A 24,675-nucleotide genomic window follows, 5' to 3' on the forward strand; every position below is an offset into this window, starting at 1 on the left:
GTGAATCACCTGATCATCCAGAGAATGAATATGAAGCGTCTTGTCCCCCTGGCCCTGGTTCTTCTCGTGGCCGCCTGCAGCCGTCCCGAGCAGTCCGCTTCCGGTGACCCGGCCGGTGCCGCTGCGGAGAATGGGGGCTTGATCGTCGAAGTCCCCTCCGGCGTCGCGCCGACGCTTTCGGGCACCTGCAACATCGAGGCGGTGGATGGTGTCGTCGTGCAGGATATGAATCCCATCGCGGTCAAGGCCAGGCGGTTTCCGGTCGCCGGCTGGCTGATTGACGAGGTCGGTGGCGACGCGCCTTCCGAGCTGGTGGTGCGCATCGCTTCGCAGTCCGGCGACGGTCGCGTCTGGCAGCACAAGGTGGTACCCGCCATCGAGCGTCCGGATGTGCAGCAGGCCCATGGCGGGGCCGCCGGTGCGTTGAAATCGGGCTTCTCCAGCGAGATCGACGCATCGGCCCTGGATGCAGGCACCTACCGTTTGACGCTCTCCTACCGCCGTGGCGGGCAGAGTGTCGTCTGCGACAACGGCCGGGCCGTGATTCTCAAGTAACCGGCGCCGGCCTTTTCTTCGAATGTGATGCAGGGGATGCCTGGGTTCCAGGCATCTTCTTTCCTGTGGGGTGGATTGTTCTATGAAGCATTTCTGGCGGCAGGTGCGGGTCGCACAGGTACCGAAGTCGCTCCTGGTGGCGATGTTCGTTGCCTTTGTGATCCTGGTTGCCAGGGTGGTGTCGACCGAATCGCCGGTAATGGCCAGCGACGAGTATGCCTACTTCATGGGGGCCAAGTACGCGGCACAGGGGCAGGAACTGTATCGCTACGACCCGGCGATGCAGCCGATCGACAACAAGCTCTATCGCGTTCTTTTCGACGCATGGACGCTGGTTTCAGTGGAGCGCGTGGCGCTGGTCGGGCGCCTGTTCAACGTCCTGGTTTTCGTCGTTGCGTCGTTGCTGGTGTTCGTGCTGGGCAACAGGGTATTCGACCGAAGAACCGCGACGATCTCCTCGATACTCTATCTGCTGTTGCCGTTTTCATTCTATTCGACACTCCTTCTTCCCGAGGTCGAATTCCAGGCCCTGGTCTATGCCGGCGTCGCCCTGGCCCTGTGGGCGGCGGCGCGGCGTTCGCCGTGGGCGGTACTGTTGCCGGCGCTGGTGTCGGCAGCGGCATATTTTGCAAAGCCGCACGCGGCGGCGCTGGTGGTCGGCATCGCCGCGTTTTTCATGGTGTCCGACCTGCTGGCCCGGGTCGACGGCAGGTGGGCGGCGCTGAAGTCGGGGGTGGTGCGCGGTGCGCTCTACCTGCTCTCGACCGGCGCAGTTGTCTACCTGGTGCGCCGGCTCACCGGTGACGCGGACGGGGGCGGCGGCGGGATGGTTTCGAGCTTCTACGCATACTACCTGCAGCGCTTGTCATCGCCGGCGTATCTGCTGGGCAATGCCTGGTCGATGCTCGACTACGTCGTCGGGCACGCATGGGTGCTGATGCTGATGTTCGCGCCGGGCTGCCTGGTGATCGCCGGGGAGTGCTGGAGGGTGGCAAGGTCGCTGGCAACGGGGCGGAGCGAGGCGCCGCTTGCCGACGACGCTCTTCAGCGGAGGCGGTTCGCGGTTCTCGTTGCGCTGCTGGGCATCGCGTTCCTGGCGATGATCGGCGCGTTCACCAACGCCGCGTCGCAGGTGAGCGAGTTCGAGAAGTACCGCCTCCACGGTCGCTACCTGGAGCCGTTGCTGCCGCTGCTGCTGCTGTTCTCGGTATGGGGTGTTTACGCCTCGCGAAGGCTCAAGGTGATGAGCGCGGCCCTGTTGGTTTCGGTGCTCATGTTCTGCCTCTACCTGCGTTTCCAGTACCGGCTCTATCCGTGGGACTATCCCGATATCTTCGTTTTCTTCACGTCCGGCCTGAAGCACTGGTCGCTGCCGGGAGTGAACAACTGGCTGATGTGGCTGGTCGTGCTTGCGGCGGTCGCTTTTTTTATCTGCGCTCTCCGCAACAGGTTCGCGGCAAGGGCCTACCTGGTCTACCTCGTGCTCCTGATGCTCGGCAGCCATGTGCAGATGGCCAACTGGCTGCGGCAGAGCGCACGGGACAACCGCGCGATGATCGAAGCCGGGGACATGCTCGGGGAGTGCCTGGTGGGCACGCCGCCGGGAACCGGCCTGGTTCTTGTCGACGACCGCTATGGCCGGTCTTCGTTCTTCCTGATGCAGTTCGCCAACCTGCAGCATGTCCGCAGCATCGGCAAGGCGGCCGATTTCGCGGGCGAGCTGCCGCCGGGCGTGAGCTGGATCATCGCTCCGTCCGATGTGCATGTGGAGCGGGAGGCGCTTGCGCGGTTCGAGTTCGGCCCGCAGAGCCTCTATCGCTTCGACCAGGCCGGGGCCTGCCAGTGACCGGAAGAACCGAATTTGTCATCGCGTAGAGCGGTGTTGGCTGAGAATCTGGGTTCGAGTGTCCATGCCGGCGGCGCGGACGGCCATGAATATGGGTAATTTCGCTATGGAATCGATGGAATCTGGTGACGTCATTGCAGTCGTCATTCCCTGCTACAAGGTGCGCAGGCACGTATTGCAGGTGATCGACGCGATCGACGACCGGGTAAGCCGGATCTACTGCGTCGACGACGCGTGCCCGGATGGAAGCGGTGATCTGATCGAGCGCGAGTGCCGGGATCCGCGGGTGGTGGTGGTGCGGCACGCGGTGAATCAGGGGGTCGGCGGGGCGATGCTCAGCGGATACCAGCGCGCGGTGACCGACGGCGCCACCATCGTGGTCAAGCTCGACGGCGATGGCCAGATGGATCCCGCGCTGCTGTATCAGTTCGTGCGTCCCATCATGATGGGCGAGGCCGACTACACCAAGGGAAACCGGTTCTGGGATCTCGGCGAGATCCGGCAGATGCCATGGCTTCGCCGGATCGGAAACCTGGGGCTGTCCTTCATGTCAAAGGCGTCGACCGGTTACTGGGACGTGTTCGATCCCACCAACGGATACACCGCCATCCACGCGCGGATAATTGAAAGGCTTCCGGTCAATTCGATCAGCAGGCGCTACTTCTTTGAAACCGACATGCTGTTCCGCCTGAACACGATGCGGGCAGTGGTGGTGGATGTGCCGATGGACGCGAAGTATGGCGATGAGGAAAGCAGCCTGAAGATATCCCGGGTGATCGGCGAGTTCTCGTTGAAGCATTCGAAGAATTTCTTCAAGAGGATCGTGTACCGCTACTACCTGCGGGATCTCTCGGTCGCATCCCTTGAGCTGTTGGCCGCCATGGTGCTGCTGAGCGGCGGGCTGGTCTACGGTGGCGTGCACTGGTGGATCGCCAGCCGTTCCGGGGTGGCAGCATCCACCGGTACCGTGGTCCTGCCGACGTTGGCGATCATCAGCGGGCTGCAGTTTCTTCTGGCTTTCCTGGGGTATGACATCCAGACGGTGCCCAAGCGCCCGATCCACCGGTCGCTTTCAAGGGTGTCACCCGCTGCCCGGGGCTAGCAGCGCCTGCCGGTTCCGGCCGGCCTGGCGCGTGCCCGCCGCGGCTGCATCCGCGGTGGCGTTCCGGGGCAGCGGAGGTCCGCGCGACGGCCGTCGTGCGGGATGCGCAGGAAATCTGCAGGAGCCATGGTGGCGCCCGGCATGCCTGCAATATCAGGAGCGCCCGCCGCGACGGGAAGGTGCGGCGGCGATCGGCACGGGAGGCCGCGATGCCCTCGTGCCTGCGGAGGCGGGGCCGGCGACGCGAACGTACAGGCACCCGCGCAGGCGGGCGGGATGATGGTGGCGGCAACCGGTAGCGGCTGCCGCCACGCGCGGCGTCAGAGCGCCGCTTCCAGCTCCGGCAGGATGGCGAACAGGTCGCCGACCAGGCCGATGTCGGCGACTTCGAAGATCGGCGCGTCGCCGTCCTTGTTGATGGCCACGATGGTGCCGGCGTCCTTGATGCCGGTCAGGTGCTGGATGGCACCGGAGATGCCCACGGCGATGTACAGCTCGGGCGCGATGATCTTGCCGGTCTGGCCGACCTGCATGTCGCTGGGCACGTAGCCGGCGTCGACCGCGGCGCGCGAGGCGCCGACCGCGGCACCGAGCTTGTCGGCCAGCTGGTAGATCACCTTGAAGTTCTCCTCCGAACCGACGCCGCGGCCGCCGGACACCACGCGCTTGGCGCTCTGCAGGTCCGGGCGGTCGCTCTTGCCGGCGGCCAGGCCGACGAAACGGGTGTGCGCGGGCAGCGCGACATCGACGCTGATGGCTTCGACCGGGGCGCTGTTGCCCCTGGCCGCTTCCGGCCAGGAGGCGGCACGCACGGTGGCCACCACCATCTGGTCGGCCGGCACCTCGACGGTGATGATGGCGTTGCCTGCGTAGATCGGGCGCTTGAAGGTGTGCGCGCCCTCGACGGCCATCAGGTCGGAGACCTGGTTGACGCCCAGCAGCGCGGCCACTGCCGGCATCAGGTCCTTGCCGGTGGTGGTGGACGGGCCGAACACGTGGCTGTAGCCGGCGGCGGCCTTGGCGATCTGCGGGGCCTGGACCTGGGCCACGGCGTGCTGGTTGGCCGGGTTGGCGATGGTCAGCACCTTGCCGACACCGGCGATCTGCGCGGCTTCGGCGGCGATGGCGGCCGGATCGGCGGCCAGCACCAGCACGTCGATGTCGCCACCGATGGCGGCCGCGGCCGAGACCGTCTTGGCCACGGCGTTGTTGAGCTTGCCGTCCAGGTGTTCGGCGATTACGAGAATTTTAGACATCGGAACTTCCTTCAAATGGGGCGCAAGGCTTCGGCATTGGAAAGTCCGGCCATGGACGGCCGGGCTCCTGATCAAGGGGGATCACAAGAGCCCCTTCTGCCTGAGTGCGGCCACCAGTTCGGCGGCGTCCTTCACCATCACGCCCTTGCTGCGCTTGGCCGGCGCGGCGTAGTGGGTGGTCTTGAAGGTGTCGGCGGCTTCGACCCCCAGGTCGGCCAGCTGCAGGGTTTCCAGCGGCTTGGCCTTGGCCTTCATGATGTCCGGCAGCTTGATGAAGCGCGGTTCGTTCAGGCGCAGGTCGGTGGTGATCACCGCCGGCAGTTCCACTTCCAGCGTCTCCAGGCCGGCGTCCACTTCGCGGGTGACCGTGGCCTTGCCGTCGGCGATCTCGACCCTGGAGGCGAACGTGGCCTGCGGGCGTGCCCACAGCGTGGCCAGCATCTGCCCGGTCTGGTTGGCATCGTCGTCGATGGCCTGCTTGCCGAGGATGACCAGGTCCGGCTGTTCCTTTTCCACCAGCTTGAGCAGCGTGCGGGCGGCGGTCAGCGGCTGGATGGCCTGGTCGGTGACCACGTGGATGGCGCGGTTGGCGCCCATGGCCAGGCCGTTGCGCAGGTGCGCCTGGGCGTCGGCCGGGGCGATGGTGGCGACCACCACCTCGCTGGCGATGCCCTTGTCGCGCAGGCGCAGGGCTTCTTCCAGTGCGATTTCGTCGAACGGGTTGGGCGAGAGCTTGACGCCGTCGGTGACCACGCCGGAACCATCCGGCTTGACCTGAATGCGGACGTTGTAGTCCACCACGCGCTTGTACGCGACGAGGATTTTCATGTGCTGCGGGATCCTTCGGTTGCAGGGGGCCGGCGCCAGTGCCGGACAGATGAAGGCCCGATTCTAGCGGGTGGGGAAGTCCCGTGCGAATGCGTATGGATGTGGTCGCCCCGTGTCCGTGCAGGTGCGCCTGTCCCCCGCTGGCGGCCCATCGCCGGCCTGCACCCGGATGTACACGCATCGCCCGGTGTTCAGTGGCGGCAAAGCTGGCGAGGCGGGGCTGCCTGTATCCTGTGCCGCCTGGAGCAAGCCTCGGATCGCGGAGATCCGGGCAAATGGACGTCACAGGAGACAAGAATAGTGCCCACCTGGCTAGTGACCGGCGGTGCCGGCTTCATCGGCGGCAACTTCGTGCTGGAGGCGGTCGCCCGCGGCATCAAGGTCGTCAACCTCGATGCCCTGACCTACGCAGGCAACCTGCGCACACTGGCGAGCCTGGAAGGCAACCCGGCCCATGTTTTCGTCCAGGGCGACATCGGTGACCGCGTCCTGGTCGAGCGCCTGCTGGCCGAGCACCGGCCCGACGCGGTGCTGAACTTCGCCGCCGAGAGCCATGTCGACCGCTCGATCGACGGCCCCGGCGCCTTCATCCAGACCAACGTGGTCGGCACCCTGGGCCTGCTCGAAGCGGTGCGCGACTACTGGAAGGCGCTGCCGGCCGCGCAGGGCGAGGCGTTCAGGTTCCTGCACGTGTCCACCGACGAGGTCTACGGCACGCTGGGCGAGACCGGCAAGTTCACCGAGACCACGCCGTATGCGCCGAACTCGCCGTATTCGGCGTCCAAGGCCGCCTCGGACCACCTGGTGCGTGCGTTCCACCACACCTACGGGCTGCCGGTGCTGACCACCAACTGCTCCAACAACTACGGTCCGTACCACTTCCCCGAAAAGCTCATCCCGCTGGTGATCGCCAAGGCGCTGGCCGGCGAGCCGCTGCCGGTGTACGGCGACGGCAGGCAGGTGCGCGACTGGCTGTTCGTCACCGACCACTGCGAAGCGATCCGCACGGTGCTGGCCAAGGGCCGGGTCGGCGAGACCTACAACGTCGGCGGCAACTCGGAGAAGCAGAACATCGAGGTTGTGCAGGCGATCTGCGCACTGCTCGATGCCCGCCGCCCGCGCGAGGACGGCAAGCCGCGCAGCAGCCAGATCACCTACGTGGCCGACCGCCCGGGCCACGACCGCCGCTATGCGATCGATGCGTCCAAGCTGAAGGACGAGCTGGGCTGGGAGCCGGCCTACACCTTCGAGCAGGGCATCGCCTTCACCGTGGACTGGTACCTGGACAACCAGGCGTGGGTCAACGGCGTGCTCGACGGCAGCTATCGCCTGCAGCGCATCGGCACCGCTGCCTGACACCGGAGACGACATGACCCAACGCAAAGGCATCATCCTCGCCGGCGGTTCCGGCACGCGGCTGTATCCGATCACCAAGGGCGTCAGCAAGCAGCTGCTGCCGGTGTACGACAAGCCGATGATCTACTACCCGCTCAGCGTATTGATGATGGCCGGCATCCGCGAGGTGTTGATCATCAACACGCCGCATGAGCAGGCGCTGTTCCAGGCGTTGCTGGGCGACGGCTCGCAGTGGGGGATGGACATCCGCTACGCGGTGCAGCCGAGCCCCGACGGGCTGGCACAGGCCTACCTGATCGGCCGCGATTTCGTCGCCGGCAAGCCGAGCTGCCTGGTGCTGGGCGACAACATCTTCCACGGCCATGGCCTGCGCCAGCTGCTGCGCAGCGCCGACGCGCGCGATACCGGCGCCACCGTGTTCGGCTACTGGGTCAATGACCCGGAGCGCTACGGCGTGGCCGAGTTCGGCCCCGACGGCAAGGTCGTCGGGCTGGTCGAGAAGCCGGAGAACCCGCGCTCCAACTACGCGGTCACCGGGCTGTATTTCTACGATGGCAACGCCAGCGACCATGCCGCCGGGCTCAGGCCCTCGCCGCGCGGCGAGCTGGAGATCACCGACCTGAACAAGTGCTACCTGGATGCCGGTGCGCTGTACCTGGAGCAGCTGGGGCGTGGTTACGCCTGGCTCGATACCGGCACCCACCAGTCGCTGCTGGAGGCGTCCAATTTCATCGAGACCATCCAGACCCGCCAGGGCCTGCAGGTCTGCTGCCCCGAGGAAATCGCCTACGGGCAGGGCTGGATCGGCGCGGCCGAACTGGAAGCGCTGGCCGCGCCGCTGCTCAAGAACGGCTATGGCCAGTACCTGCAGAAACTGCTGCAGCGCGGGGTGGTGCCATGAAGGTCATCGAAACCTCGCTGCCGGGCTGCGTGGTGATCGAGCCGGCGGTGTTCGGCGACGCCCGCGGCATGTTCTTCGAGACCTGGAACGCCGAGCGCTTCGCCGCGCACGGGCTGCCGACGAAGTTCGTGCAGAGCAACGTCTCCACCTCGGTCAAGGGCGTGCTGCGTGGCCTGCACTACCAGTGGCCGCGGCCGCAGGGCAAGCTGGTCAGCGTGCTCGAGGGCGAGGTCTATGACGTGGCGGTGGACATCCGCCGCGGCTCGCCGACTTTCGGGCACTGGGAAGCGGTGCTGCTCAGCGCCGGGAACCACCGCCAGTTCTGGATCCCCGAAGGCTTCGCGCACGGTTTCGCGGTGCTCTCCGAGCGGGCGGTGTTCAGCTATCTGTGCACCGATGTCTACGTCAAGGAAGCCGATGCCGGCGTGCGCTGGAACGATGCCGACATCGCCGTCGACTGGCCGATCGGCGCGCCGACGCTGTCGGCCAAGGACGAGAGCGCGCCGTTCCTGGCGGAGATCGCCGAGGAGCGGCTGCCGGTGTACGTGCCATGACGGTGCTGGTGTTCGGCGGCAACGGCCAGGTCGGCCGGGAGCTGCTGCGCGCGCTGGCGCCGCTGGGCACGGTGGTCGCCACCACCCGCAGCGGCATGCTGGCCGACGGCAGTGCCTGTGAGGTGGCCGATTTCGACCGGCCCGACAGCCTGCCGGCGCTGCTGGACCGCCTGCAGCCGGCGCACGTGGTCAATGCCGCGGCCTATACCGCGGTGGACCGTGCCGAGCAGGAGCTGGAGGCCGCGTTCCGCGCCAATGCGCAGGCCCCGGGCGTGCTCGCGCGCTGGTGCGCCGCCCATGGCGTGCCGCTGGTGCACTATTCCACCGACTACGTGTTCGACGGGCAGGGCGGCACGCCATACCGCGAGGACGCGCCGACCGCGCCGCTGGGCGTCTATGGCACCAGCAAGCGCGACGGCGAGGACGCGGTGCGCGCGGCCGGCGGACGCCACCTGATCTTCCGCACCGCGTGGGTGTATGCCGCGCATGGCGGCAATTTCCTGCGCACCATGCTGCGCCTGGGCGCCGAGCGCGACCAGCTGCGCGTGGTCGCCGACCAGATCGGCACGCCGACCCCGGCGGGGCTGATCGCCGACGTCACCGCGCACGCGCTGCGGCACCCGGGCGGCCTGTCCGGCACCTGGCACCTGACCGCATCGGGGCAGACCAGCTGGCACGGTTTTGCCGAGGAGATCTTCAGGCAGGCCGGTGCGATGGGCATGATCGAGCGTCTGCCGCAGGTGCTGCCGATCACCACGGAGCAGTATCCGACGCCGGCTCGGCGGCCCGCATATTCCTGCCTGGATACGTCGGCGCTGGTGGCGGACTTCGGCCTTGAGCTGCCCGATTGGCGCGAAGGCGTGGGCCGGGTGCTGGGTGAACTGGCGCAGCGCGCACAGGGGCAGCCGCGATAGGCGGCCGGGTTGCACCGCGGGGGAAGGGCCGCATGCCAGGCCACGGCATGCCTGCGCGCGCCCATGGAGGGCATGGCTCCGGTTCGGGTTTTGCGGCTACCATGTCGCCCGGCCTACCTTCGAGTCAGTGCACGGTTGCGGGGTCGATGCGCCGCAACCCCATGCCTCCGGTACCGCACCGCGCCCTCTGGACCGTCCAAGCATGAATCCGTCGATTGAAACGCACCCCCTGCCGGCCTCTGCTGCAGCAGGCATCGCAGGGCGGCGGCTGGGCGAGATTCTGGTGGAGCGCCGGCTGGTCTCCGGCAATGACGTGGGCAAGGCGTTGGCCTTCCAGGAGCAGTACGGCGGGCGCATCGGCAGCGTCCTGGTCCGGCTTGGCGCCCTGTCCGAAGAATCGCTGCTGCCGGTACTTTCCGAACAGCTGGGCATACCGTTGATCCATGCCTCCGAATGGCCCATGGAGGGGGAGGCGATCCGCAGCCTGCTGAGCGCATCGCCGTTCGCGCTGGGCTGGTGGCTGGACAATGGCGTGGTGGCGTGGGAATCGCCCGCTGGCGATGGGATCCTGGTCGCCGCCGCCGATCCGCTCGAGCCGGTCGTCAACGAAGCGCTGCTGCGCGCGTTTCCCGACCGGCCCTGGCAATGGCGGCTGCTGCAGTCGCAGGAGCTCGCGCGCCTGCTTGAACTGGCCAATGCCGGGGGCGGTGGCTCCGATCCCTCCTGGGACGATGATGTCAATCATCTGCGCGAGCTGGCGGAAGAAGCGCCGGTCATCGAGCTGGTGAACAACATGCTTGCGCAGGCGATGGACCTGCGCGCGTCCGACGTCCACATCGAGCCCGAGGAGGCCCAGTTCCATGTGCGCATGCGCATTGACGGCATCCTCCATTCCCGCATGACCCTGCCTGCCAGCCGCTATCCGGCGGTGGCCTCGCGCGTGAAGCTGATATCCGGCATGGACATCGCCGAACGCCGCCTGCCGCAGGACGGGCGCCTGAGCATCCGCGTCAGTGGCAAGGAAGTGGACATACGCGCTTCGGCGGTCCCGGCCGTGCATGGCGAATCGATCGTGATGCGCCTGCTGCCGAAGGAGCGGGAAGACCTGAACCTCGAGCGGCTCGGTTTCTCGCCCCAGGACCTGAAGCTGTTCCGTGCCTGGGCGCGCGAACCGCACGGTGTCATCCTCGTCACCGGCCCGACCGGCTCGGGTAAATCAACGACCCTTTACGGGACGCTGGAAGAACTCAACCAGGCCGATCGCAAGATCATCACGGTCGAGGACCCCGTCGAGTACGAGGTCAAGGGCGTCACCCAGATCCAGTGCAATGCCGAGATCGGCTACACGTTCGCCCGTGCGCTGCGCGCCATCCTGCGCCAGGATCCGGACGTCATCATGATTGGTGAAATCCGTGATCTGGAGACGGCGGCCATCGCCGTCCAGTCCGCGCTCACCGGTCACCTGGTGCTGTCCACCCTGCATACCAACGATGCGGTGAGCGCCTTCACCCGCCTGACGGACATGGGGGTCGAGCCGTTCCTGGTGGCGACCAGCGTGCGTGCGGTGCAGGCGCAGCGGCTGGTGCGCAAGCTCTGTACCCGGTGCAGCGAACCGGCCGAGGCGCCCCCGGCGATCGAGGCACTGGTCGCCGGCATGGTGGAGGATGGCGCTCCGGCCGACTGGCGCCAGCCGAAGGGGTGCGCAAGTTGCCAGGGCAGCGGTTACCGCGGCCGGGTGGGCATCTATGAGCTGGTGGACGTTACCCCCGCCATGCAGGAACTGATCGTCGCCCGCGCACCGGCCGAGCGCATGCGCGCGCTCGCTGATGCGCAGGGCGGGCGCGGCCTCCGCGAGGATGGCCTGCTCAAGGCGCGCGCGGGCTTGACCAGCATCGACGAAGTCGTGCGCGTGACCGGGGGAATCAGTCTCGATGAGTGAGAGCGCAGGCTTCCGTTACGAAGCGTTCGACCGCGCCGGCAAGCGGGCGACCGGCAATGTGGAAGCGGCCAGCGAAGCCGAGGCGTCGCGCATGCTGGCGGCGCAGGGGTTGACCGTATCGGCGCTGTCCCCGGTCCGTCCGGCATGGCGCGGCTTCAAGCGGGGCAGGGCGTCCACGCGCGAGCTGCAGCTGATGCTGCACGAGTTCACCACCCTGCTCGAGGCCGGCGTCCGGCTGGTGACCGCGCTGTCCTCGCTGGCCCACTCCAGCCATCACGCCTCGCTCGTGGCCGCGTTCGCGGACATGGAGCGGATGGTGCGGCGGGGCGAGAGCTTCAGCATGGCCTTGCGTTCGTCGGTCCTGCCGGTGCCGGAGTACTTCCACCAGTTGGTCCAGGCCGGTGAGGCCACCGGCAGGCTGGCCGAGTCGTTGCGCAGCGGCGTCGAACAGTTCGAATACGACCAGCGGGTCCGCCAGGAAATGACCGGGGCATTGATCTACCCCCTGGTGCTGGTGGGCTCTGGCATCGCTGCCGTGGGAATCATCTTCATGTGGGTGGTGCCGCGCTTCGGTGGCCTGCTTACCCAGCATGGAGACAGCATGCCGGCGCTTTCACGCTGGGTGATCAGTACCGGTGTCTGGCTGAGTTCGCATGCATGGCTGGTGCTGGCGGCGGTGCTGGCCATCGCTGTGGCGCTGCGCATGGTGTTCAAGCTCCCGGGGTTCACCGCAGGGCTGATCGAGCGCGCTGCGCGCCTGCCAGTGCTGGGGGAATGGCTGATCGAGGCCGAGGTGGGGCGTTGGGCAAGCACCCTTGCGGCCCTGCTTGGCGGCAAGGTGGAACTGATCCGCGCCCTCAACCTGGCCGCCGCATCGGTCAAGATGGGCTTCCTGCGCGACCGCCTGGGCGCTGTCGCCAAGTCGGTGAAGGCCGGCAAGTCCATTGCCGTCTCGCTGCGCGAGCACCGGGCGCTGAACGACACCGGCTACGACCTTGTCGCGGTCGGCGAAGCCAGTGGCGAACTGCCCAAGCTGCTCACGGCGCTCGGCAAGTTGTATGAGACAATCGGCCGGGACCGCATGAAGCGCACGCTGCAGCTGGTCGAGCCCCTGGCCATCATCGTGATCGGCATCGTGGTGGGCACGATCATGACCGCCATCATCCTGGCCATCACCAGCGTCAACGACGTGCGCCTGTAGGTTATTTCCGGAGTATCACATGCGTTCCCATCGAATCGAATCGGGCTTCACCCTGCTGGAAATGCTGGTGGTTCTGGTGATCATCGGATTGATCGCCAGCCTTGTCGGCCCGCGCCTGTTCAGTCGCGTGGACAGCTCCAAGGTCCAGGTGGCCGAAACGCAGACGCGCCTGCTGCGCGGCGCGGTCGAGACGTTCCGCCTCGAAGTGGGGCGCATCCCGACCGAGAGCGAGGGCCTGTCCGTGCTTTACGTCGCTCCCGCCGACGAGCGTGCCAAGGCCCGGTGGCGCGGTCCGTACCTGGATGAGCAGGTGCCGTCCGATCCCTGGGGCAATCCCTATCAATATGCGATTCCCGGGCGCGATGGCCTGCCGTTCGCGGTGTATTCGTTCGGCGCCGACGGCAAGGCCGGGGGCGAGGGCAATGATGCGGACGTCGGGTTCCTGCCAGGCAAGTGATGCCGGCGGTCGGCGGGTGGCCGCGCAGTGCGGCTTCACCCTGCTGGAATTGCTGATCGTGCTCGCGCTGACTTCCATGGTCGTGGCGCTGGTCGCCCCGCGCCTCTCGCAGACGGTGGCGGCGATCGGCCGCAGCGGTGACCGCGCCGAGGTGGTGCGGCAGCTCGAGGAGCTGCCGATGCAGGCGCGTCGTCAGGCGGCCGCCATCACCCTGAACGAACATGCCGACCTGTCCGCATTGCTGGCGCTTCCGGAAGGGTGGAGCGTGGTGGCCCTGAGTCCGGTGCGGGTGAGGGAGAACGGAATCTGCGACGCCGCGGACGTGCAGGTGCGCGCGGAAGGTCTGGTCGAGCGTTGGCATCTGCAGATGCCGGACTGCGCTGTCGGCGATGCGAACTGAACGACAGCGCGGGTTTTCCCTGCTCGAGGCGATCGTCGCATTGGCGATCCTGGCCTCGGTCGGCATGGCGTTGTTCGCCGCCATGAACCAGTCGCTGAGCATGGTGGCCAGAGCGGAGAAGGTGCGCGAGCGCGAATCGGCCCTGCGCAATGCGGTGGCCTGGATCCAGGTCGTCAACCCGGCCCAGCAGCCGCGTGGTGAGCATGAACTGGGCGACCTGCGGCTGCGCTGGACATCCGAGCCGGTGGAGCCGCCCCGCGACGCGGCCACCGGGCATGAGCGCGCGGGGCTGTACCGGGTGGGCCTCTACAAGATGCGCCTGGAGCTCGACCGGGACGGGCAGCCGCTGGCGGAGATCGAACTGCGCCGGGTCGGCTACGAACAAGTGCGCGAGCCCGGCGTGCTATGAAAAGGTCCATGTCGCGGGGCCAGGCAGGCTTCACCCTGCTGGAGGCAGTGGTGACCCTGGTGGTCGTCTCCATGTTGATGGCGTTGCTGATGCAGGCGCTGTCGCAGTCGCTGGGCCTGAGGACGCGGCTGCTGCGGTTGTATGGCGAGTCGCGGCAGATGTTGCTGCAGGAAGCCTGGTTCAGGGAGAACATCGCCACGGCCCAGCCCCCCACCATCGGGACGGGAGATGCCTTCGAGGGCGCTGCCGACAGCGTGTCCTTCATCAGTGCGGTGCCGCTGGTGACCGGCGGCAGCGGCCGCGTGCGCTGGTGGCTTGCCCAGGACGAAGGGGGCGGCATGTCGTTGAACTATTCCGACTCCGCGGTGAAGCAACTGGTCATCGTCAAGGGGCCGCTGCGCGATGCGCGCTTTTCCTATGCATCGACGGATGAGCAGTGGATGCAGCAATGGCGTGGCGAGGTGCCCGATCCCGCACAGTTGCCGAGTTTCGACGCGCAGCAGGCGCCCGGGGAGCCGGCTGCGCCGCCACCCCCGCCGATCCTGCCGCGCCTGCTCCGTTTCCAGGCGGTGACCGCGCAGGGGCGCCAGCTGGACTGGGTGGTCCACCTGCCATCGGACCTGAGGCCGGTGGACCAGAACCTGGGTTTCCGGGAGTTGATCGGTGGCCAGTAACCATCGCCAGGCCGGCTTCGTTCTGGCGGTGACGCTATGGCTGCTCGCCGGCATCGCCGTCGCGGTGGGGCTGGTATCGCTGTGGGCGCGCATGCAGGTCGAGCAGGCGCATGTCGACAGCGAGCGCCTCGACGACGAAGTGGCCGCCCTCGAGACCCGGGACACCCTGCTGTACGTCGCCTCCACGCGGGAGTTCACCCTGGCCGGACTGCCGTTGAAGCCATTGGGCGAGGATGAGCTCGCGATCCGGCGGCTGGATGAGCTGGGGGGAACCGTGCTCGACCCTGTGGGCGGCGAACTTCGGCTCGACGGCACGCTCTACAAGGGGCGTGGCAGTGCCGTTTTCGACATCCAGGACGAATCGGGGCTGTTTTCGCTGCGTGCGATGCCCGGCGGCAGCATCGAGCGCTTCCTCCAGGCCAACGGCGTCGAGGCGGGAAAAATCCCCCGCCTGCGCGACACCTTGCTCGACTACATCGACGAGGATGACCTGAACCGGCTCAATGGCGCCGAGCGGCGCGATTACGAGCGCCTCGGCCGCCCGCCGCCCCCGAACCGGCCGTTGCTGCTGCCCAGTGAACTGGCCAACGTCCTGTCGTGGGACGAGCTGCCTCCGTCCCGGTTGGCAGCCATCACGGCACAGGTGACGGTCAATTACGCCGGATCCGTCAATCTCAACACCGTCCCCGCGGCGTTGTTGCCGGCCTGGGTGCCCAACTGTCCGCAGGCGTGCGAGGCGGTACTCGCACGCCGCGCACAGCGTCCGCTGGTACGCGCTTCGGAGGTCGAGGCCCTGGCCGGCGCGTTGTTGCCGGGCGACGCCGCCGTGGATTACCGGTTCGTGCCCTCCGATGTGATGCGGCTGGACGTATGGGGGCGTAAAGGGCCGGGTCAGCGCTATCATATAAGATTGACGCCCCTCGCCGATCGGCGAGGGCCTTGGACAATTCTGGCCGCCTACCCGGTCCCACGCCCTGCCGATGACCACACAGCAAAAACGACCGACGGCGCTATTTTTGCCGAGCCGTAGCCTTGTCCGGGAGGATGGGACGGCGCCGACATCCGGTGGCCTGCTGGGCGGCCGCGAATGGGTCGTTCCGCGGGGCGAATGCCAATACCGGCAGCATGATTTCTCGCAGCTGCCGGCGCGTCGCCGCCGTGCCGCCGCGCGCCTGGCCGTACCGCGCTTCGAGCCCGCGCCCGGCGCCCGGGTGCATATCGCCTGGCAGCAGGGCATCGCGCACTATTGGATATGGATGCCGGGCGATGGCGACGACGACCGGGTCGATTACCGGCGCTGGCTGCCGGAAAGCCGCCTGTATGCGCCGCCGCTGGAGTCGGGCGCGCGCCTGTTGCGCGTGTCGCAGGGGGTGGAAGGGCAGATCTGGCATGAGGGACGCCTGCAGGCCAGCCAGTGGTGGCCGAACCCGCCGGATATCCAGGTCTGGCAGCGGTTCCTGCGTGCCGGCGGACTGGCCCTGGTGGATGTCGTGGCCGTTCCCGATCCGCAGCGCATGGACTGGTCGGATGCACCGTGGGGCGAGTCCGAGAGCCGGCTCGCCATCGATGCGGTGCTGGCCGAACGCCTGGCGTGGTGGAGCATCGCCTTCGTACTCCTGTTCGCGGTGGGCTGGCAGTTGACCGCTTTGCTGCGCTGGAACGCCGCCGTCGACAGCGGGGCGCTGCGCCTGGAACAGGTACGGAAGAAGGCGGAGCCGCTGCTCGACGCGCGCGAGCGTGCCGAAAGCGCCGCGGGCAAGATCGAAGACCTGCTGAGCCTGCAGCAGGCGGCCAACAGCGATTACCGCCTGATGCTGGAGGTGTTCTCGCTGTTGCCGGAAGGCACGCAGCTGAGCAGCTGGAACCGCGAGCCGGGGAAGCTGCGGTTGACGGTTGCCTCGCCCGAGGCTGATCCGCGCAGGTTCATCCTTCCCTTCATCGAGGCGGCCTGGCTGCCCGACGTCACCGCGACCCCCACCGGCAAGGGGGGCATGCTGCTCGAGTTCGAGCTGGCCAGTACCGCAACCGACGAGGTCAAGGAATGAGCCGCGAACAGTGGGACAAGCTTCGCGGGCAGTGGCTCAAGGTGCGTGAGCAATGGCAGGGCAATCTTCGCCTGCGGGTGGCGGCGATGGTCATCGTGGTTTTTGCCGGTCTGCATGTGCTTGATGCCATCGATGGCCGCCGGGTGAAGGCCGCCGCCCAGTACGAAGCCGATCTGCAGTTGCGCGAACGCATGGAACTGGTGGCTGCGCAGCCCGAATGGACGGAGCGTGCGGGCAAGGCGGAAGCTGAGCTGGACGCCCTGCGCCGGCAGATGATGCAGGTAGGCAGCGCCGGCCAGGCGCAGGCCGAAGCGCGTGCGTGGCTCACCGAGCTGGCCGGAACGGTCGGCCTGGAAGGGCCGACGATCAAGGTGGAAAGCGTCCTGGATGTGCCGGGCCACGCCGAGCTGCAGCAGGTGCTCGCGCGGCTCGACGGAAAACTCCCCGAGTTCGGCCAGGCGGCGCTGCTGCGGGGTCTTTCGCGGGGCTTGCCGTGGGTGCAGGTCGAGCGCCTGGAGCTGGGCGAGCAGACCAAATCCTCGCGGGTCAACATGGTCGTGCGCTTCTATTACAAGCGCGGTGCCGGCGATGCGTCGGTCGCTGCGCAGGAGGAAAGTCCATGACCGGCGCCTGGAAAATCCCGCTGGCAGGCCTGCTTGCGCTGGGTCTCGGAGCGGGCGCGTCGATCCTGTTCGGCGCTGAGCCGCCCTCGGTTTCGAGCAGCCCCCCCGCCGCGCTTGACTGGCAGGTGCCGGAACTTGCCGTGCTTGATTTTGCCGCGCTCGATGCGCAGTGGCAGGAGAGCCCGCCGTGGCCGGCACCGCCGCCGCCACCGGAGGCGGCCGAGCCGGCCAAGGCCGATGAGCCGGCGCCGCCCATGCCCGTGGGCATCGCCAAGGGCAAGCGCAGTTTCGAGGCGCTTTTCAGCGTGCAGGGGGCGGGCGAACTGCGCATCCCGCCGGGCGGGCGGCTGCCCGACGGCGGCCGCGTGCTGAAGGTTTCGCGTCTCGGCGTGGAATGGGTGGACGGCAAGGGGGAGCGTCACGAGCACGAGATGTTCAATGCCTACCGCGTCCAGGAGGAAGCGCCCGCGGGCGGAACTCCCCGGGCAGGCGCCGGGTCTGATGCTGCCAAGCCCTCGCGGAGGACGCGTTGATGCCTTTTCACCCGCGGCCATGCGTCCCCGCGATTCGCGCAAACCAACCTAAGTCTGAGCCAGTGAAGCACTTGCAGAACACTTACCGGCCCGGTTCGGGCCGTGCCAGCCGATTTGCCGTTTTCCTGGCCGCCGCGCTGGTGACGCTGCTGGCCGCCGGCTGCGCCACCCGGCCGCCGCAGTTGCCCGCTCCATTGCGCGGGCCCAAGGCCGAGGCCAGTGCCAGCGAGGTGCTCAACCAGGAGCGCGCCGCCGAGCAGTCGCGGCCGCGCATCGAGGCGGGCCCGAAACCGGCAGGACCGGTGCGCGAAGTGCAGCGGGCCGATCCTGGCCTGAGCCGCATCCCGCCGATGCAGCGCACCGAACCGGTATCGCTGGTGCTCGATGGCGTGGCGATGGACAGCTTCATCAACATCGTCTACGGCATGGAACTGGGGTTGCCGGTCCAGATCGACCAGTCCCTGCGCCGCCGCCCGGAACTGCTGAGTCTCAGCCTGGCCGCGCCGATGCCGCCGGAGCAGGCGTTCCGTGTCGCCGAGGAAGTCCTGCGCAGCTATGGCGTCCGCATCGAAGAGCTGGGCGGCGTCCTGCGCTTCATGCCGGCCGAGCAGCGCGCCGCCGAACAGGCGGAGATGCTGGTGACGCGCTCCTTGCCTGAAGTGCCGGTGGGGCAGCGGTCGGTGTTCGTGGCCATGCCGCTGCAGTATCGGCGCCCGGGTTCGGTCATCCCCCAGGCCAAGGAACTGATCGGGGGCAACAGCGTTGCCTTCACGCCGCTGGTGGAAACCAATGCGGTGCTCCTCAGCGGCCCGGGTACGTCCGTGCGCGCCGCCATGCAGGCCATCGATGCCCTCGACCAGTCGGTGCTGCGCGACAAGTACTCCATGCGCGTCAATCCGCTGCACATGCCGGCCGACCTGCTGGCCAAGGAGCTCAGTGACGTATTGACCGCGCAGGGCATGGCCGTGCGCCTGGGCTCCGGCGAGCCGGGGGCGGTGAATTTCGTGCCGATCAATTCCGCCAATGCGCTCGTCGTGTTCGCCAACAGCCAGGAAGCGCTGGATGCGATCAGCGAGTGGGTGCTCAAGCTCGACCAGCCCAACGAGACCGCCGGTGGCGGCGGAATGTATGTCTATGCCGCCCGCCACACAACGGTCGAGACCATGCTGCCGGTCCTGCAGGCGCTGGCAGGCGGGGGCACGGGCAGTGCTGCCGCCCCGGCGGCCACCCCTGCGGCGGGGGCGGGCCAGCAGTCCGCGGCGCCAAGGCAGCGGGCGGGCACAACGGCGGTCAGCGGTTTCGGTGGGCAGTTGGCCGCCGATACCGTGCGCAACCTCATCGTGTTCCAGGGCGACGCGCAGAGCTGGCGCGCGCTGCAGGGCGTCCTTGCACGGCTGGACCAGCCGGCGCGCCAGGTATTGATCGAAGTGACCGTGGCCGAGGTCATGCTTACCGACGAGCTTACCCATGGCGTGGAATGGGCGCTGCGGAACGTCTCGGCCGGTGGCATGTCCGGGCCGCTGACGGCGCTGGCGGGCATGTCGGCGCCCACCGGCGGGTTGCGCTGGGCCGCGCTGTCCTCGTCCGGGCAGACCCGTGCCACGCTCAACCTGTTCGCCAAGGACAGCCGCGTCACCATTCTCTCCACCCCCCGGCTCATGGTGAAAAGCGGCGAGACCGCCAGCATCGACGTCGGTACCGAGGTGCCCATCATCACCAGCCAGGCAACGGCGTCTGACCTCGGCAACAACGGCTCCATCCTGCAGTCCATCCAGTACCGCAAGACCGGTACGCTGCTGGATATCGAGGCGGTCGTGCACTCCGGCCAGCGCGTGGACCTGAAGGTCTCGCAGGAAGTCAGCGAGGCCACGACCACCGACACCAGTGACATCTCGTCGCCCAGCATCCTGAGCCGCAAGCTGCAGACCAGCCTCAGCCTGGCGGACGGGCAGAGCACGCTGCTGGGCGGGCTGATTTCCAGCACCCAGAGCGATGCCAAGACCAAGGTGCCGCTGCTGGGTGATATCCCGTTGATTGGACGGGCGTTCCAGAACCGCAACAAGACGGGCAACCGTACCGAATTGCTGTTGCTCATCACGCCCTACGTCCTGGAAGACGCCAGCCAGGTGGACGATATCAGCCGCGCGGTGCGTGATCGTTTCGGCCGCAACGAGCGCCAGTGGCCGGGCAAGCCCGATCCGGGCCGCAGGGAAGAGGCGCCGGAGGGCGATGCCACCGTTCCCTCGCCCCCCCGGTCCAGCGATGCGGCTCCCCCGGAAAATGCGGTCCCTGCGAAAGACGCGGCGGCTGAAGGCCGCGGTAACTGAGTCCCCGCGGCCGGCATCCACCGGCGCTCCCCGGCTTCGCTCCGCCCGGCCACCTTCGTCACCGGTGCCCGGCCGGTTCGTCCGGGGTCATCGCCGGGTGGGCGGCTTACCAAAGCCACCACTCGGGTGAATGTGACGGTCCCCGCAACACGGGGAAATACCCTCGTTTGAGGGCTCCGTACACCTGTCTTCAGCGGGCATCAAGCATCGTTGACACTCTTTGAACGATGCCCGTATGATGCCTCGGCATCTGGGGGCTGCGCTTGGATTTGCATGCGCAGGTGAACCAAAGGCACAGGGGGACAGGGGGCTTCATGCAGCTGTTGACCGGCCGATGGTTACGTATCGGCGCCGATACGCGCATCTGCGAACGGCGAGTGGTGCCCATGGTGTTGAAAAGCGTCAAATGATTGACAAACCCTAAGCTTAGGAGCTGAGTAAATGAAGTTCATCAACAAGAAGGTCCTGGCCGTCGCCGTTCTCGGCGCACTGGCTTCCGGCAATGCGCTGGCTGATGCAGAAATCCAGAGCGCCAACACCGTTTACGCCAAGGAAATCGCGCTGCCGGCCACCCTGACCGTGCCGGTGGCCTGGAAGCTGGGCTACAACTTCAACACCAACGAAACCCGCTACGCCTGCGTCAAGCTGTCGGGCGCCACCCTGCCGGCCAGCATCACCTCGCCGACCATCACCGGCAGCGGCGACCTGACCGCCGGCGTCGTCAACGTCGTTGGCAACAACGTGGCGTTCTTCACGATCAGCTCGGATCCGACCGCCAGCATCTCCGGCACCGCCGCTGACATCGTCACGATGCCGGCCCTGGCGATCAATGCCACCAACTACAACGCCACCATCACCGCCACTGTCGGCCTGTACGACAACCCGGCCGCTGCTGGCGCCTGCGGTGCCAACCAGCTGATCCCGGGCACCGGCGACACCGAGACCCTGATCTCGTTCAAGCAGGCGTACACCCTGAAGATCGACTCGCACAAGGCCGTTTCGACCGTGACCGTCGATCCGTCCTACACCACCTTCGCTGCGGGCTCGGGCCTGAACGCGTTCCCGGGTGGTCTGGGTCCGGTGACCTTGGCCAGCAACGCCACCCTGGCGCTGGTTCCGGGCGGCATCCTGAAGGCTGACGGCACCCCGATCGCCCTGGCCGACATCTTCCCGACCGCTGCCACGCTGAAGATCACCGGCAACTTCAACAGCGACTGGCTGGACAGCGCCGTGTTCACCGGTGCCGCCCTGACCGCCGCTGCCGACGAAGAGTCGGTGACCTCGGCTGCGTTCAACCCGCTGACCGTGCTGACCGCCGCGAACGCCTTCACCGTTGAAGCCAACGGCGACGGCGAGATTCCGTCGGGCATCTACCAGGCCAGCATGCGTGTCACCCCGAACGCCGGCTACACCCTGAACTACGTCGTGGGCACCGGTTCGGGCGCTGCTGTTGATCTGGCTCCGGCGATCGACGAGAGCCTGGTTCTGGCCGACACCAGCGTGACCGATGCTGCCGCCAACGCTGGTCAGATCGACCAGGACGGCGTCAAGCTGATGACCCCGCTGGTGCAGCTGGCCGGTGGCAACTGGCTGGCCCGTCTGGCCATCAGCAACACCGGCACCAAGGACCGCACCTTCACCCTGCGTGCGCAGGGCTTCGACAGCGAAGGCGACAGCAGCACCGTGACCGTCAATGGCACGAACAGCTTCGTCGTCAAGGCCGGTACCACCTACGTGTTCGACAACCTGGCCAACACCCTGACCTTCAACGGTCGCGCCCGTGGCACCGTCACCGCCATCGTCAACGCGCCGGCTGAAGACATCAAGGGCGTTTACCAGCTGGTCAACACCGCTGCGAACACCATCAGCAACATCAACATGATCAACCCGAGCAACGCTGCTGCGGGCGGCCACTAATCGCCCCTGTAGTTCGGTAGCAGTACCTGGAAAGGCCCGCTTCGGCGGGCCTTTCCTTTTTTCCGGAAGGCCGGGGCCATGGGTACGTCGCGGCAGTCATCGGGACCAGGTCGATGGAGCGGCGCACGCGTCGATGTTCCGTCTACCTATACGCTGGTAAACGGGGCAGAATCGTCGCCTTGTTTCGATGGGGGGATGGGGAAGATGGACGTTGAGCGCGCGGCGCGCGGTGATGGCCATGCGCGCGGCACGGCGCGGCTGGAAGTACTGGACGGGCTGCGCGGGCTGGCGGTCCTGGTGGTGCTGGCTTCACATTTTTCCGCCGCGGTACTGTTGCCGCGCCCGGCCCTGCATGGGGTAGGCAAGAGCGGCGTCTATCTGTTCTTCGTACTCAGCGCCTATCTGTTGGCGCGCAACCTGTTGCGGCAGCCTCCGGGAGCCCTGCGGCAGGCGCGTACCTGGCTGGACTATGCGTTGCGCCGCGTGCTGCGCATCTGGCCGCTGTACCTGGTGGTGCTGGGCGCCAGCTGGCTGGCCCTGAGCATGGGCCACCCTGTGCTGTACGACATCGACACTGCGGCGCTGTGGCGGCACCTGACCCTGCGCGAAGGGCGGAGCGTGCTCTGGAGCATCCCCGTGGAGTTCACCTTCTACCTGTGGCTGCCGTTGCTGGTGCTGGCGCTGGTGGGCATGGCGCGGTGGCGCTGGCCGGCGTGGGCGCAGACAGGGGTGTTCGTGGTTGCGCTGGTCGCGGCGACGTGGTGCTGGCCGCCTGCCGAATCGGTCGAGAACGGCGTGCGGCTCGGGCCCTACCTGGTGGTGTTCCTGTGCGGCGCATTCGCCGCGCGCGTGGATGAATGGGCGGCGCGGCGACCGTCGTCAGCGTCCTGGTGGGGAGCGGTGGCGTTGCTGGCCGTCGCGCTGTGGTGCGTCGCGATTCCCGCCATCTGGTGCCACCTGCGCGGCATGCCGTTCGAGGCGACGGTGACGCGCACCTGGTACCTGTTCTTCGGCATGATCTGGGCGATGCTGCTGCTGGCGACGCTGCATGGTCCGGGCTGGCTGCGGCGGGTTTTCGCATGGCGGGGCCTGCGCTGGGTAGGTCTGGTCAGCTTCAGCCTGTACCTGTGGCATATGCCGGTAATGGAAGCGCTGCTGCGGATGGGCGTGATCGAACACCTGTCGTGGGCGGCCATTTTGGTCGTGCTTCCCGCCGCGCTTGTGGTGGCGGGGCTTTCCTGGTGGCTGTTCGAGCGCCCGTTGCAGGGCATACGGCTGCGCCGGCAACGATAGCGACCGGCCATACGCCGGCGCGACGGGCCTGATGCCGGATGGCCCTGCCGCGTGTACCTCCGGCCAGGTGGCCGTGCGTGACGCGCGTGGCGCCCCTGGCGTCGGCCGGGAGCGCCGTGTGTGCAAGCGTGCCTCAGCTGCGCCCGTAGGTATCCTCGAAGCGCACGATGTCGTCTTCGCCCAGGTAGCTGCCGGACTGCACCTCGATCAGCTCCAGCGGCAGCTTGCCGGGGTTGCGCAGCCGGTGCGTCACCCCCAGCGGGATGTAGGTGCTCTGGTTCTCGCTGAGCAGCAGCACCTCGTCGCCACGGGTGACCTCGGCGGTGCCGCTGACAACCACCCAGTGCTCGGCGCGGTGGTGGTGCATCTGCAGGCTCAGCGTACCGCCGGGCTTGACCGTGATGCGCTTGACCTGGAAACGCTCGCCGTTGTCGATGGAGTCGTAGGCGCCCCACGGGCGGTACACCTTGCGGTGCCAGGCGGCCTCGCTGCGGCCCTCGGCCTTCAGCCGCGCGACCACGTCCTTGACCTCCTGCATGCGGTCGGCCCGGCCGACCAGCACCGCGTCATCGGTCTCGACCACGATCACGTCATCCAGTCCCACCAGCGCGACCAGCCGTTCGCCGTAGGCGTAGGTGTTGCGGCAGTCGATGGCGATCACATCGCCGTGGTGGGCGTTGCCGTCGCCATCGCGGGGGGAGACGTCGCGCAGCGCGGTCCAGGAGCCGACATCGCTCCAGCCGGCGTCCAGCGCCACCACCACCGCATCGGCGGTCTTCTCCATCACCGCATAGTCGATCGAATCCGACGGTACCGCTGCGAACGTCCCGGCGTCGAGCCGGGTGAAGTCGGCATCGCGGCGGGCGCTTTCCCAGGCGTTGCGGCTGCGTTCGAGCATGGCCGGGTTGAACCGGGCCAGTTCCTCCAGGTAGCGCGATGCGCGGAACAGGAACATGCCGCTGTTCCACAGGTACTGGCCGCTGGCGACATACGCGGTGGCGGTATCCAGGTCGGGCTTCTCGACGAAGCGCTCGACCGGGCGGGCGCCATTGCCGGGCGCGGCCTTGATGTAGCCGTAGCCGGTCTCCGGACCGGTCGGGACGATGCCGAACGTCACCAGCTTGCCGGCATCGGCTGCGGTCGCCGCCTGGCGCACGGCGGCATGGAAGCCAGCCTCGTCGGTGATCACGTGGTCCGACGGCAACACCAGCAGCAGCGGGTCGTCGCCCTGGCGGCTGGCTTCCAGTGCGGCTACCGCGATGGCCGGCGCGGTATTGCGCCCCATCGGCTCGAGGATGATCGCCTGCGGCTCCGCACCGACCTGCTGCAGCTGCTCGGCAGCGACGAAGCGGTGCGCCTCGTTGGCGATCACCAGCGGACCGCGCGCCGCGACGGCCGCGACCCGGTGCCAGGTTGCCTGCAGCATGGTCTGCGTGCCGGTCAATGGCAGGAACTGTTTGGGGTAGGTCTCGCGCGAGAGCGGCCACAAGCGGGTGCCGGAGCCGCCGGACAGGATGACGGGCGTGATGTTGCTCATGTTGAAGT

23 protein-coding genes are annotated in these 24,675 nt (G+C 67.6%); 20 read left to right on the forward strand and 3 right to left on the reverse strand.

Features of this window, described 5'->3' with window-relative positions; genetic code table 11:
- The 3 genes from F0P95_RS06350 to F0P95_RS06360 all read left to right on the forward strand — a co-directional run bounded on the left by F0P95_RS06350 (position 1) and on the right by F0P95_RS06360 (position 3,503).
- Complete coding sequence (locus F0P95_RS06350) at positions 1-555, forward strand: hypothetical protein (RefSeq protein WP_182336110.1); 555 nt, start codon at positions 1-3, stop codon at positions 553-555.
- A gap of 82 nt (positions 556-637) precedes the next feature.
- Positions 638-2,401 (forward strand): glycosyltransferase family 39 protein, encoded by a 1,764-nt coding sequence (locus F0P95_RS06355; protein WP_182336111.1) that lies wholly within the window; start codon positions 638-640, stop codon positions 2,399-2,401.
- Positions 2,402-2,486: 85 nt separating this feature from the next.
- Entirely contained in the window at positions 2,487-3,503 is a 1,017-nt protein-coding gene (locus F0P95_RS06360) for a glycosyltransferase family 2 protein (RefSeq protein ID WP_232528877.1), read from the forward strand.
- A 320-nt stretch (positions 3,504-3,823) separates the two neighbouring features.
- On the opposite strand, the gene F0P95_RS06365 is transcribed toward F0P95_RS06360, so the two are convergent.
- Positions 3,824-4,759 (reverse strand): electron transfer flavoprotein subunit alpha/FixB family protein, encoded by a 936-nt coding sequence (locus F0P95_RS06365; protein ID WP_182336112.1) that lies wholly within the window; start codon positions 4,757-4,759, stop codon positions 3,824-3,826.
- An 81-nt stretch (positions 4,760-4,840) separates the two neighbouring features.
- Complete coding sequence (locus F0P95_RS06370) at positions 4,841-5,587, reverse strand: electron transfer flavoprotein subunit beta/FixA family protein (RefSeq protein WP_056930886.1); 747 nt, start codon at positions 5,585-5,587, stop codon at positions 4,841-4,843.
- Positions 5,588-5,887: 300 nt separating this feature from the next.
- Between F0P95_RS06370 and rfbB the strand changes: the two genes are divergently transcribed.
- The 17 genes from rfbB to F0P95_RS06455 all read left to right on the forward strand — a co-directional run bounded on the left by rfbB (position 5,888) and on the right by F0P95_RS06455 (position 23,130).
- A complete protein-coding gene (gene rfbB / locus F0P95_RS06375; protein WP_056930887.1) occupies positions 5,888-6,943 on the forward strand; it encodes a dTDP-glucose 4,6-dehydratase in 1,056 nt (351 codons plus the stop codon).
- Between the two features lie 13 nt (positions 6,944-6,956).
- The gene (gene rfbA, locus F0P95_RS06380; RefSeq protein ID WP_182336113.1) at positions 6,957-7,844 is read left to right on the forward strand and encodes a glucose-1-phosphate thymidylyltransferase RfbA; all 888 of its coding nucleotides are present in this window, start codon (positions 6,957-6,959) and stop codon (positions 7,842-7,844) included.
- Entirely contained in the window at positions 7,841-8,398 is a 558-nt protein-coding gene (rfbC, locus tag F0P95_RS06385) for a dTDP-4-dehydrorhamnose 3,5-epimerase (RefSeq protein ID WP_182336114.1), read from the forward strand. The genes rfbA and rfbC overlap by 4 nt, the downstream gene beginning before the upstream one ends.
- Complete coding sequence (gene rfbD, locus F0P95_RS06390) at positions 8,395-9,312, forward strand: dTDP-4-dehydrorhamnose reductase (RefSeq protein ID WP_182336115.1); 918 nt, start codon at positions 8,395-8,397, stop codon at positions 9,310-9,312. Before rfbC ends, rfbD begins: the two co-directional genes overlap by 4 nt.
- 202 nt (positions 9,313-9,514) lie before the next feature.
- Positions 9,515-11,251, forward strand: a complete 1,737-nt coding sequence (locus tag F0P95_RS06395) for a GspE/PulE family protein (RefSeq protein WP_182336116.1) — start codon at positions 9,515-9,517, stop codon at positions 11,249-11,251.
- Positions 11,244-12,452 carry a type II secretion system F family protein gene (locus F0P95_RS06400; RefSeq protein ID WP_182336117.1) on the forward strand — a complete coding sequence of 403 codons (1,209 nt, stop codon included), beginning with the start codon at positions 11,244-11,246 and terminating at the stop codon, positions 12,450-12,452. The genes F0P95_RS06395 and F0P95_RS06400 overlap by 8 nt, the downstream gene beginning before the upstream one ends.
- Before the next feature lie 19 nt (positions 12,453-12,471).
- Positions 12,472-12,909, forward strand: coding sequence for a type II secretion system major pseudopilin GspG (gspG, locus tag F0P95_RS06405; RefSeq protein WP_182336118.1), 438 nt, complete (start codon positions 12,472-12,474; stop codon positions 12,907-12,909).
- A gap of 16 nt (positions 12,910-12,925) precedes the next feature.
- Positions 12,926-13,309 carry a prepilin-type N-terminal cleavage/methylation domain-containing protein gene (locus tag F0P95_RS06410; RefSeq protein WP_182336119.1) on the forward strand — a complete coding sequence of 128 codons (384 nt, stop codon included), beginning with the start codon at positions 12,926-12,928 and terminating at the stop codon, positions 13,307-13,309.
- A complete protein-coding gene (locus F0P95_RS06415) occupies positions 13,299-13,718 on the forward strand; it encodes a PulJ/GspJ family protein (RefSeq protein WP_182336120.1) in 420 nt (139 codons plus the stop codon). Before F0P95_RS06410 ends, F0P95_RS06415 begins: the two co-directional genes overlap by 11 nt.
- A gap of 8 nt (positions 13,719-13,726) precedes the next feature.
- On the forward strand, positions 13,727-14,392 hold the full coding sequence (locus tag F0P95_RS06420; RefSeq protein WP_182336121.1) for a prepilin-type N-terminal cleavage/methylation domain-containing protein: 666 nt from the start codon (positions 13,727-13,729) through the stop codon (positions 14,390-14,392).
- Complete coding sequence (locus tag F0P95_RS06425; RefSeq protein WP_182336122.1) at positions 14,382-15,422, forward strand: type II secretion system protein GspK; 1,041 nt, start codon at positions 14,382-14,384, stop codon at positions 15,420-15,422. The genes F0P95_RS06420 and F0P95_RS06425 overlap by 11 nt, the downstream gene beginning before the upstream one ends.
- 181 nt (positions 15,423-15,603) lie before the next feature.
- Positions 15,604-16,437 carry a hypothetical protein gene (locus F0P95_RS06430; protein ID WP_182336123.1) on the forward strand — a complete coding sequence of 278 codons (834 nt, stop codon included), beginning with the start codon at positions 15,604-15,606 and terminating at the stop codon, positions 16,435-16,437.
- A complete protein-coding gene (locus F0P95_RS06435; protein WP_182336124.1) occupies positions 16,434-17,060 on the forward strand; it encodes a hypothetical protein in 627 nt (208 codons plus the stop codon). The genes F0P95_RS06430 and F0P95_RS06435 overlap by 4 nt, the downstream gene beginning before the upstream one ends.
- Positions 17,057-17,593: a hypothetical protein gene (locus F0P95_RS06440; RefSeq protein ID WP_182336125.1), complete on the forward strand. Its 537-nt coding sequence runs from the start codon at positions 17,057-17,059 to the stop codon at positions 17,591-17,593. The genes F0P95_RS06435 and F0P95_RS06440 overlap by 4 nt, the downstream gene beginning before the upstream one ends.
- On the forward strand, positions 17,593-19,920 hold the full coding sequence (locus F0P95_RS06445; protein WP_182336126.1) for a secretin N-terminal domain-containing protein: 2,328 nt from the start codon (positions 17,593-17,595) through the stop codon (positions 19,918-19,920). Before F0P95_RS06440 ends, F0P95_RS06445 begins: the two co-directional genes overlap by 1 nt.
- Positions 19,921-20,361: 441 nt before the next feature.
- A complete protein-coding gene (locus F0P95_RS06450; RefSeq protein WP_182336127.1) occupies positions 20,362-21,837 on the forward strand; it encodes a hypothetical protein in 1,476 nt (491 codons plus the stop codon).
- Between the two features lie 204 nt (positions 21,838-22,041).
- Positions 22,042-23,130: an acyltransferase family protein gene (locus F0P95_RS06455; RefSeq protein ID WP_182336128.1), complete on the forward strand. Its 1,089-nt coding sequence runs from the start codon at positions 22,042-22,044 to the stop codon at positions 23,128-23,130.
- A gap of 133 nt (positions 23,131-23,263) precedes the next feature.
- Here the strand turns inward: F0P95_RS06455 and F0P95_RS06460 are convergent, their stop codons facing one another.
- Positions 23,264-24,667: a mannose-1-phosphate guanylyltransferase/mannose-6-phosphate isomerase gene (locus tag F0P95_RS06460; protein WP_182336129.1), complete on the reverse strand. Its 1,404-nt coding sequence runs from the start codon at positions 24,665-24,667 to the stop codon at positions 23,264-23,266.
- Between the last annotated feature and the right edge of the window lie 8 nt (positions 24,668-24,675).

The sequence above is a fragment of the Stenotrophomonas acidaminiphila genome (genome assembly GCF_014109845.1).
GTDB lineage: Bacteria > Pseudomonadota > Gammaproteobacteria > Xanthomonadales > Xanthomonadaceae > Stenotrophomonas > Stenotrophomonas acidaminiphila.

Coding starts and splice junctions, on each gene's coding strand:
- F0P95_RS06355 (WP_182336111.1), top strand. CDS start 638: ATGAAGCATTTCTGGCGGCAGGTGCGGGTCGCACAGGTACCGAAGTCG.
- F0P95_RS06360 (WP_232528877.1), top strand. CDS start 2,487: ATGAATATGGGTAATTTCGCTATGGAATCGATGGAATCTGGTGACGTC.
- F0P95_RS06365 (WP_182336112.1), bottom strand. CDS start 4,759: ATGTCTAAAATTCTCGTAATCGCCGAACACCTGGACGGCAAGCTCAAC.
- F0P95_RS06370 (WP_056930886.1), bottom strand. CDS start 5,587: ATGAAAATCCTCGTCGCGTACAAGCGCGTGGTGGACTACAACGTCCGC.
- rfbA (WP_182336113.1), top strand. CDS start 6,957: ATGACCCAACGCAAAGGCATCATCCTCGCCGGCGGTTCCGGCACGCGG.
- rfbC (WP_182336114.1), top strand. CDS start 7,841: ATGAAGGTCATCGAAACCTCGCTGCCGGGCTGCGTGGTGATCGAGCCG.
- rfbD (WP_182336115.1), top strand. CDS start 8,395: ATGACGGTGCTGGTGTTCGGCGGCAACGGCCAGGTCGGCCGGGAGCTG.
- F0P95_RS06395 (WP_182336116.1), top strand. CDS start 9,515: ATGAATCCGTCGATTGAAACGCACCCCCTGCCGGCCTCTGCTGCAGCA.
- F0P95_RS06400 (WP_182336117.1), top strand. CDS start 11,244: ATGAGTGAGAGCGCAGGCTTCCGTTACGAAGCGTTCGACCGCGCCGGC.
- gspG (WP_182336118.1), top strand. CDS start 12,472: ATGCGTTCCCATCGAATCGAATCGGGCTTCACCCTGCTGGAAATGCTG.
- F0P95_RS06415 (WP_182336120.1), top strand. CDS start 13,299: ATGCGAACTGAACGACAGCGCGGGTTTTCCCTGCTCGAGGCGATCGTC.
- F0P95_RS06420 (WP_182336121.1), top strand. CDS start 13,727: ATGTCGCGGGGCCAGGCAGGCTTCACCCTGCTGGAGGCAGTGGTGACC.
- F0P95_RS06435 (WP_182336124.1), top strand. CDS start 16,434: ATGAGCCGCGAACAGTGGGACAAGCTTCGCGGGCAGTGGCTCAAGGTG.
- F0P95_RS06440 (WP_182336125.1), top strand. CDS start 17,057: ATGACCGGCGCCTGGAAAATCCCGCTGGCAGGCCTGCTTGCGCTGGGT.
- F0P95_RS06445 (WP_182336126.1), top strand. CDS start 17,593: ATGCCTTTTCACCCGCGGCCATGCGTCCCCGCGATTCGCGCAAACCAA.
- F0P95_RS06450 (WP_182336127.1), top strand. CDS start 20,362: ATGAAGTTCATCAACAAGAAGGTCCTGGCCGTCGCCGTTCTCGGCGCA.
- F0P95_RS06455 (WP_182336128.1), top strand. CDS start 22,042: ATGGACGTTGAGCGCGCGGCGCGCGGTGATGGCCATGCGCGCGGCACG.
- F0P95_RS06460 (WP_182336129.1), bottom strand. CDS start 24,667: ATGAGCAACATCACGCCCGTCATCCTGTCCGGCGGCTCCGGCACCCGC.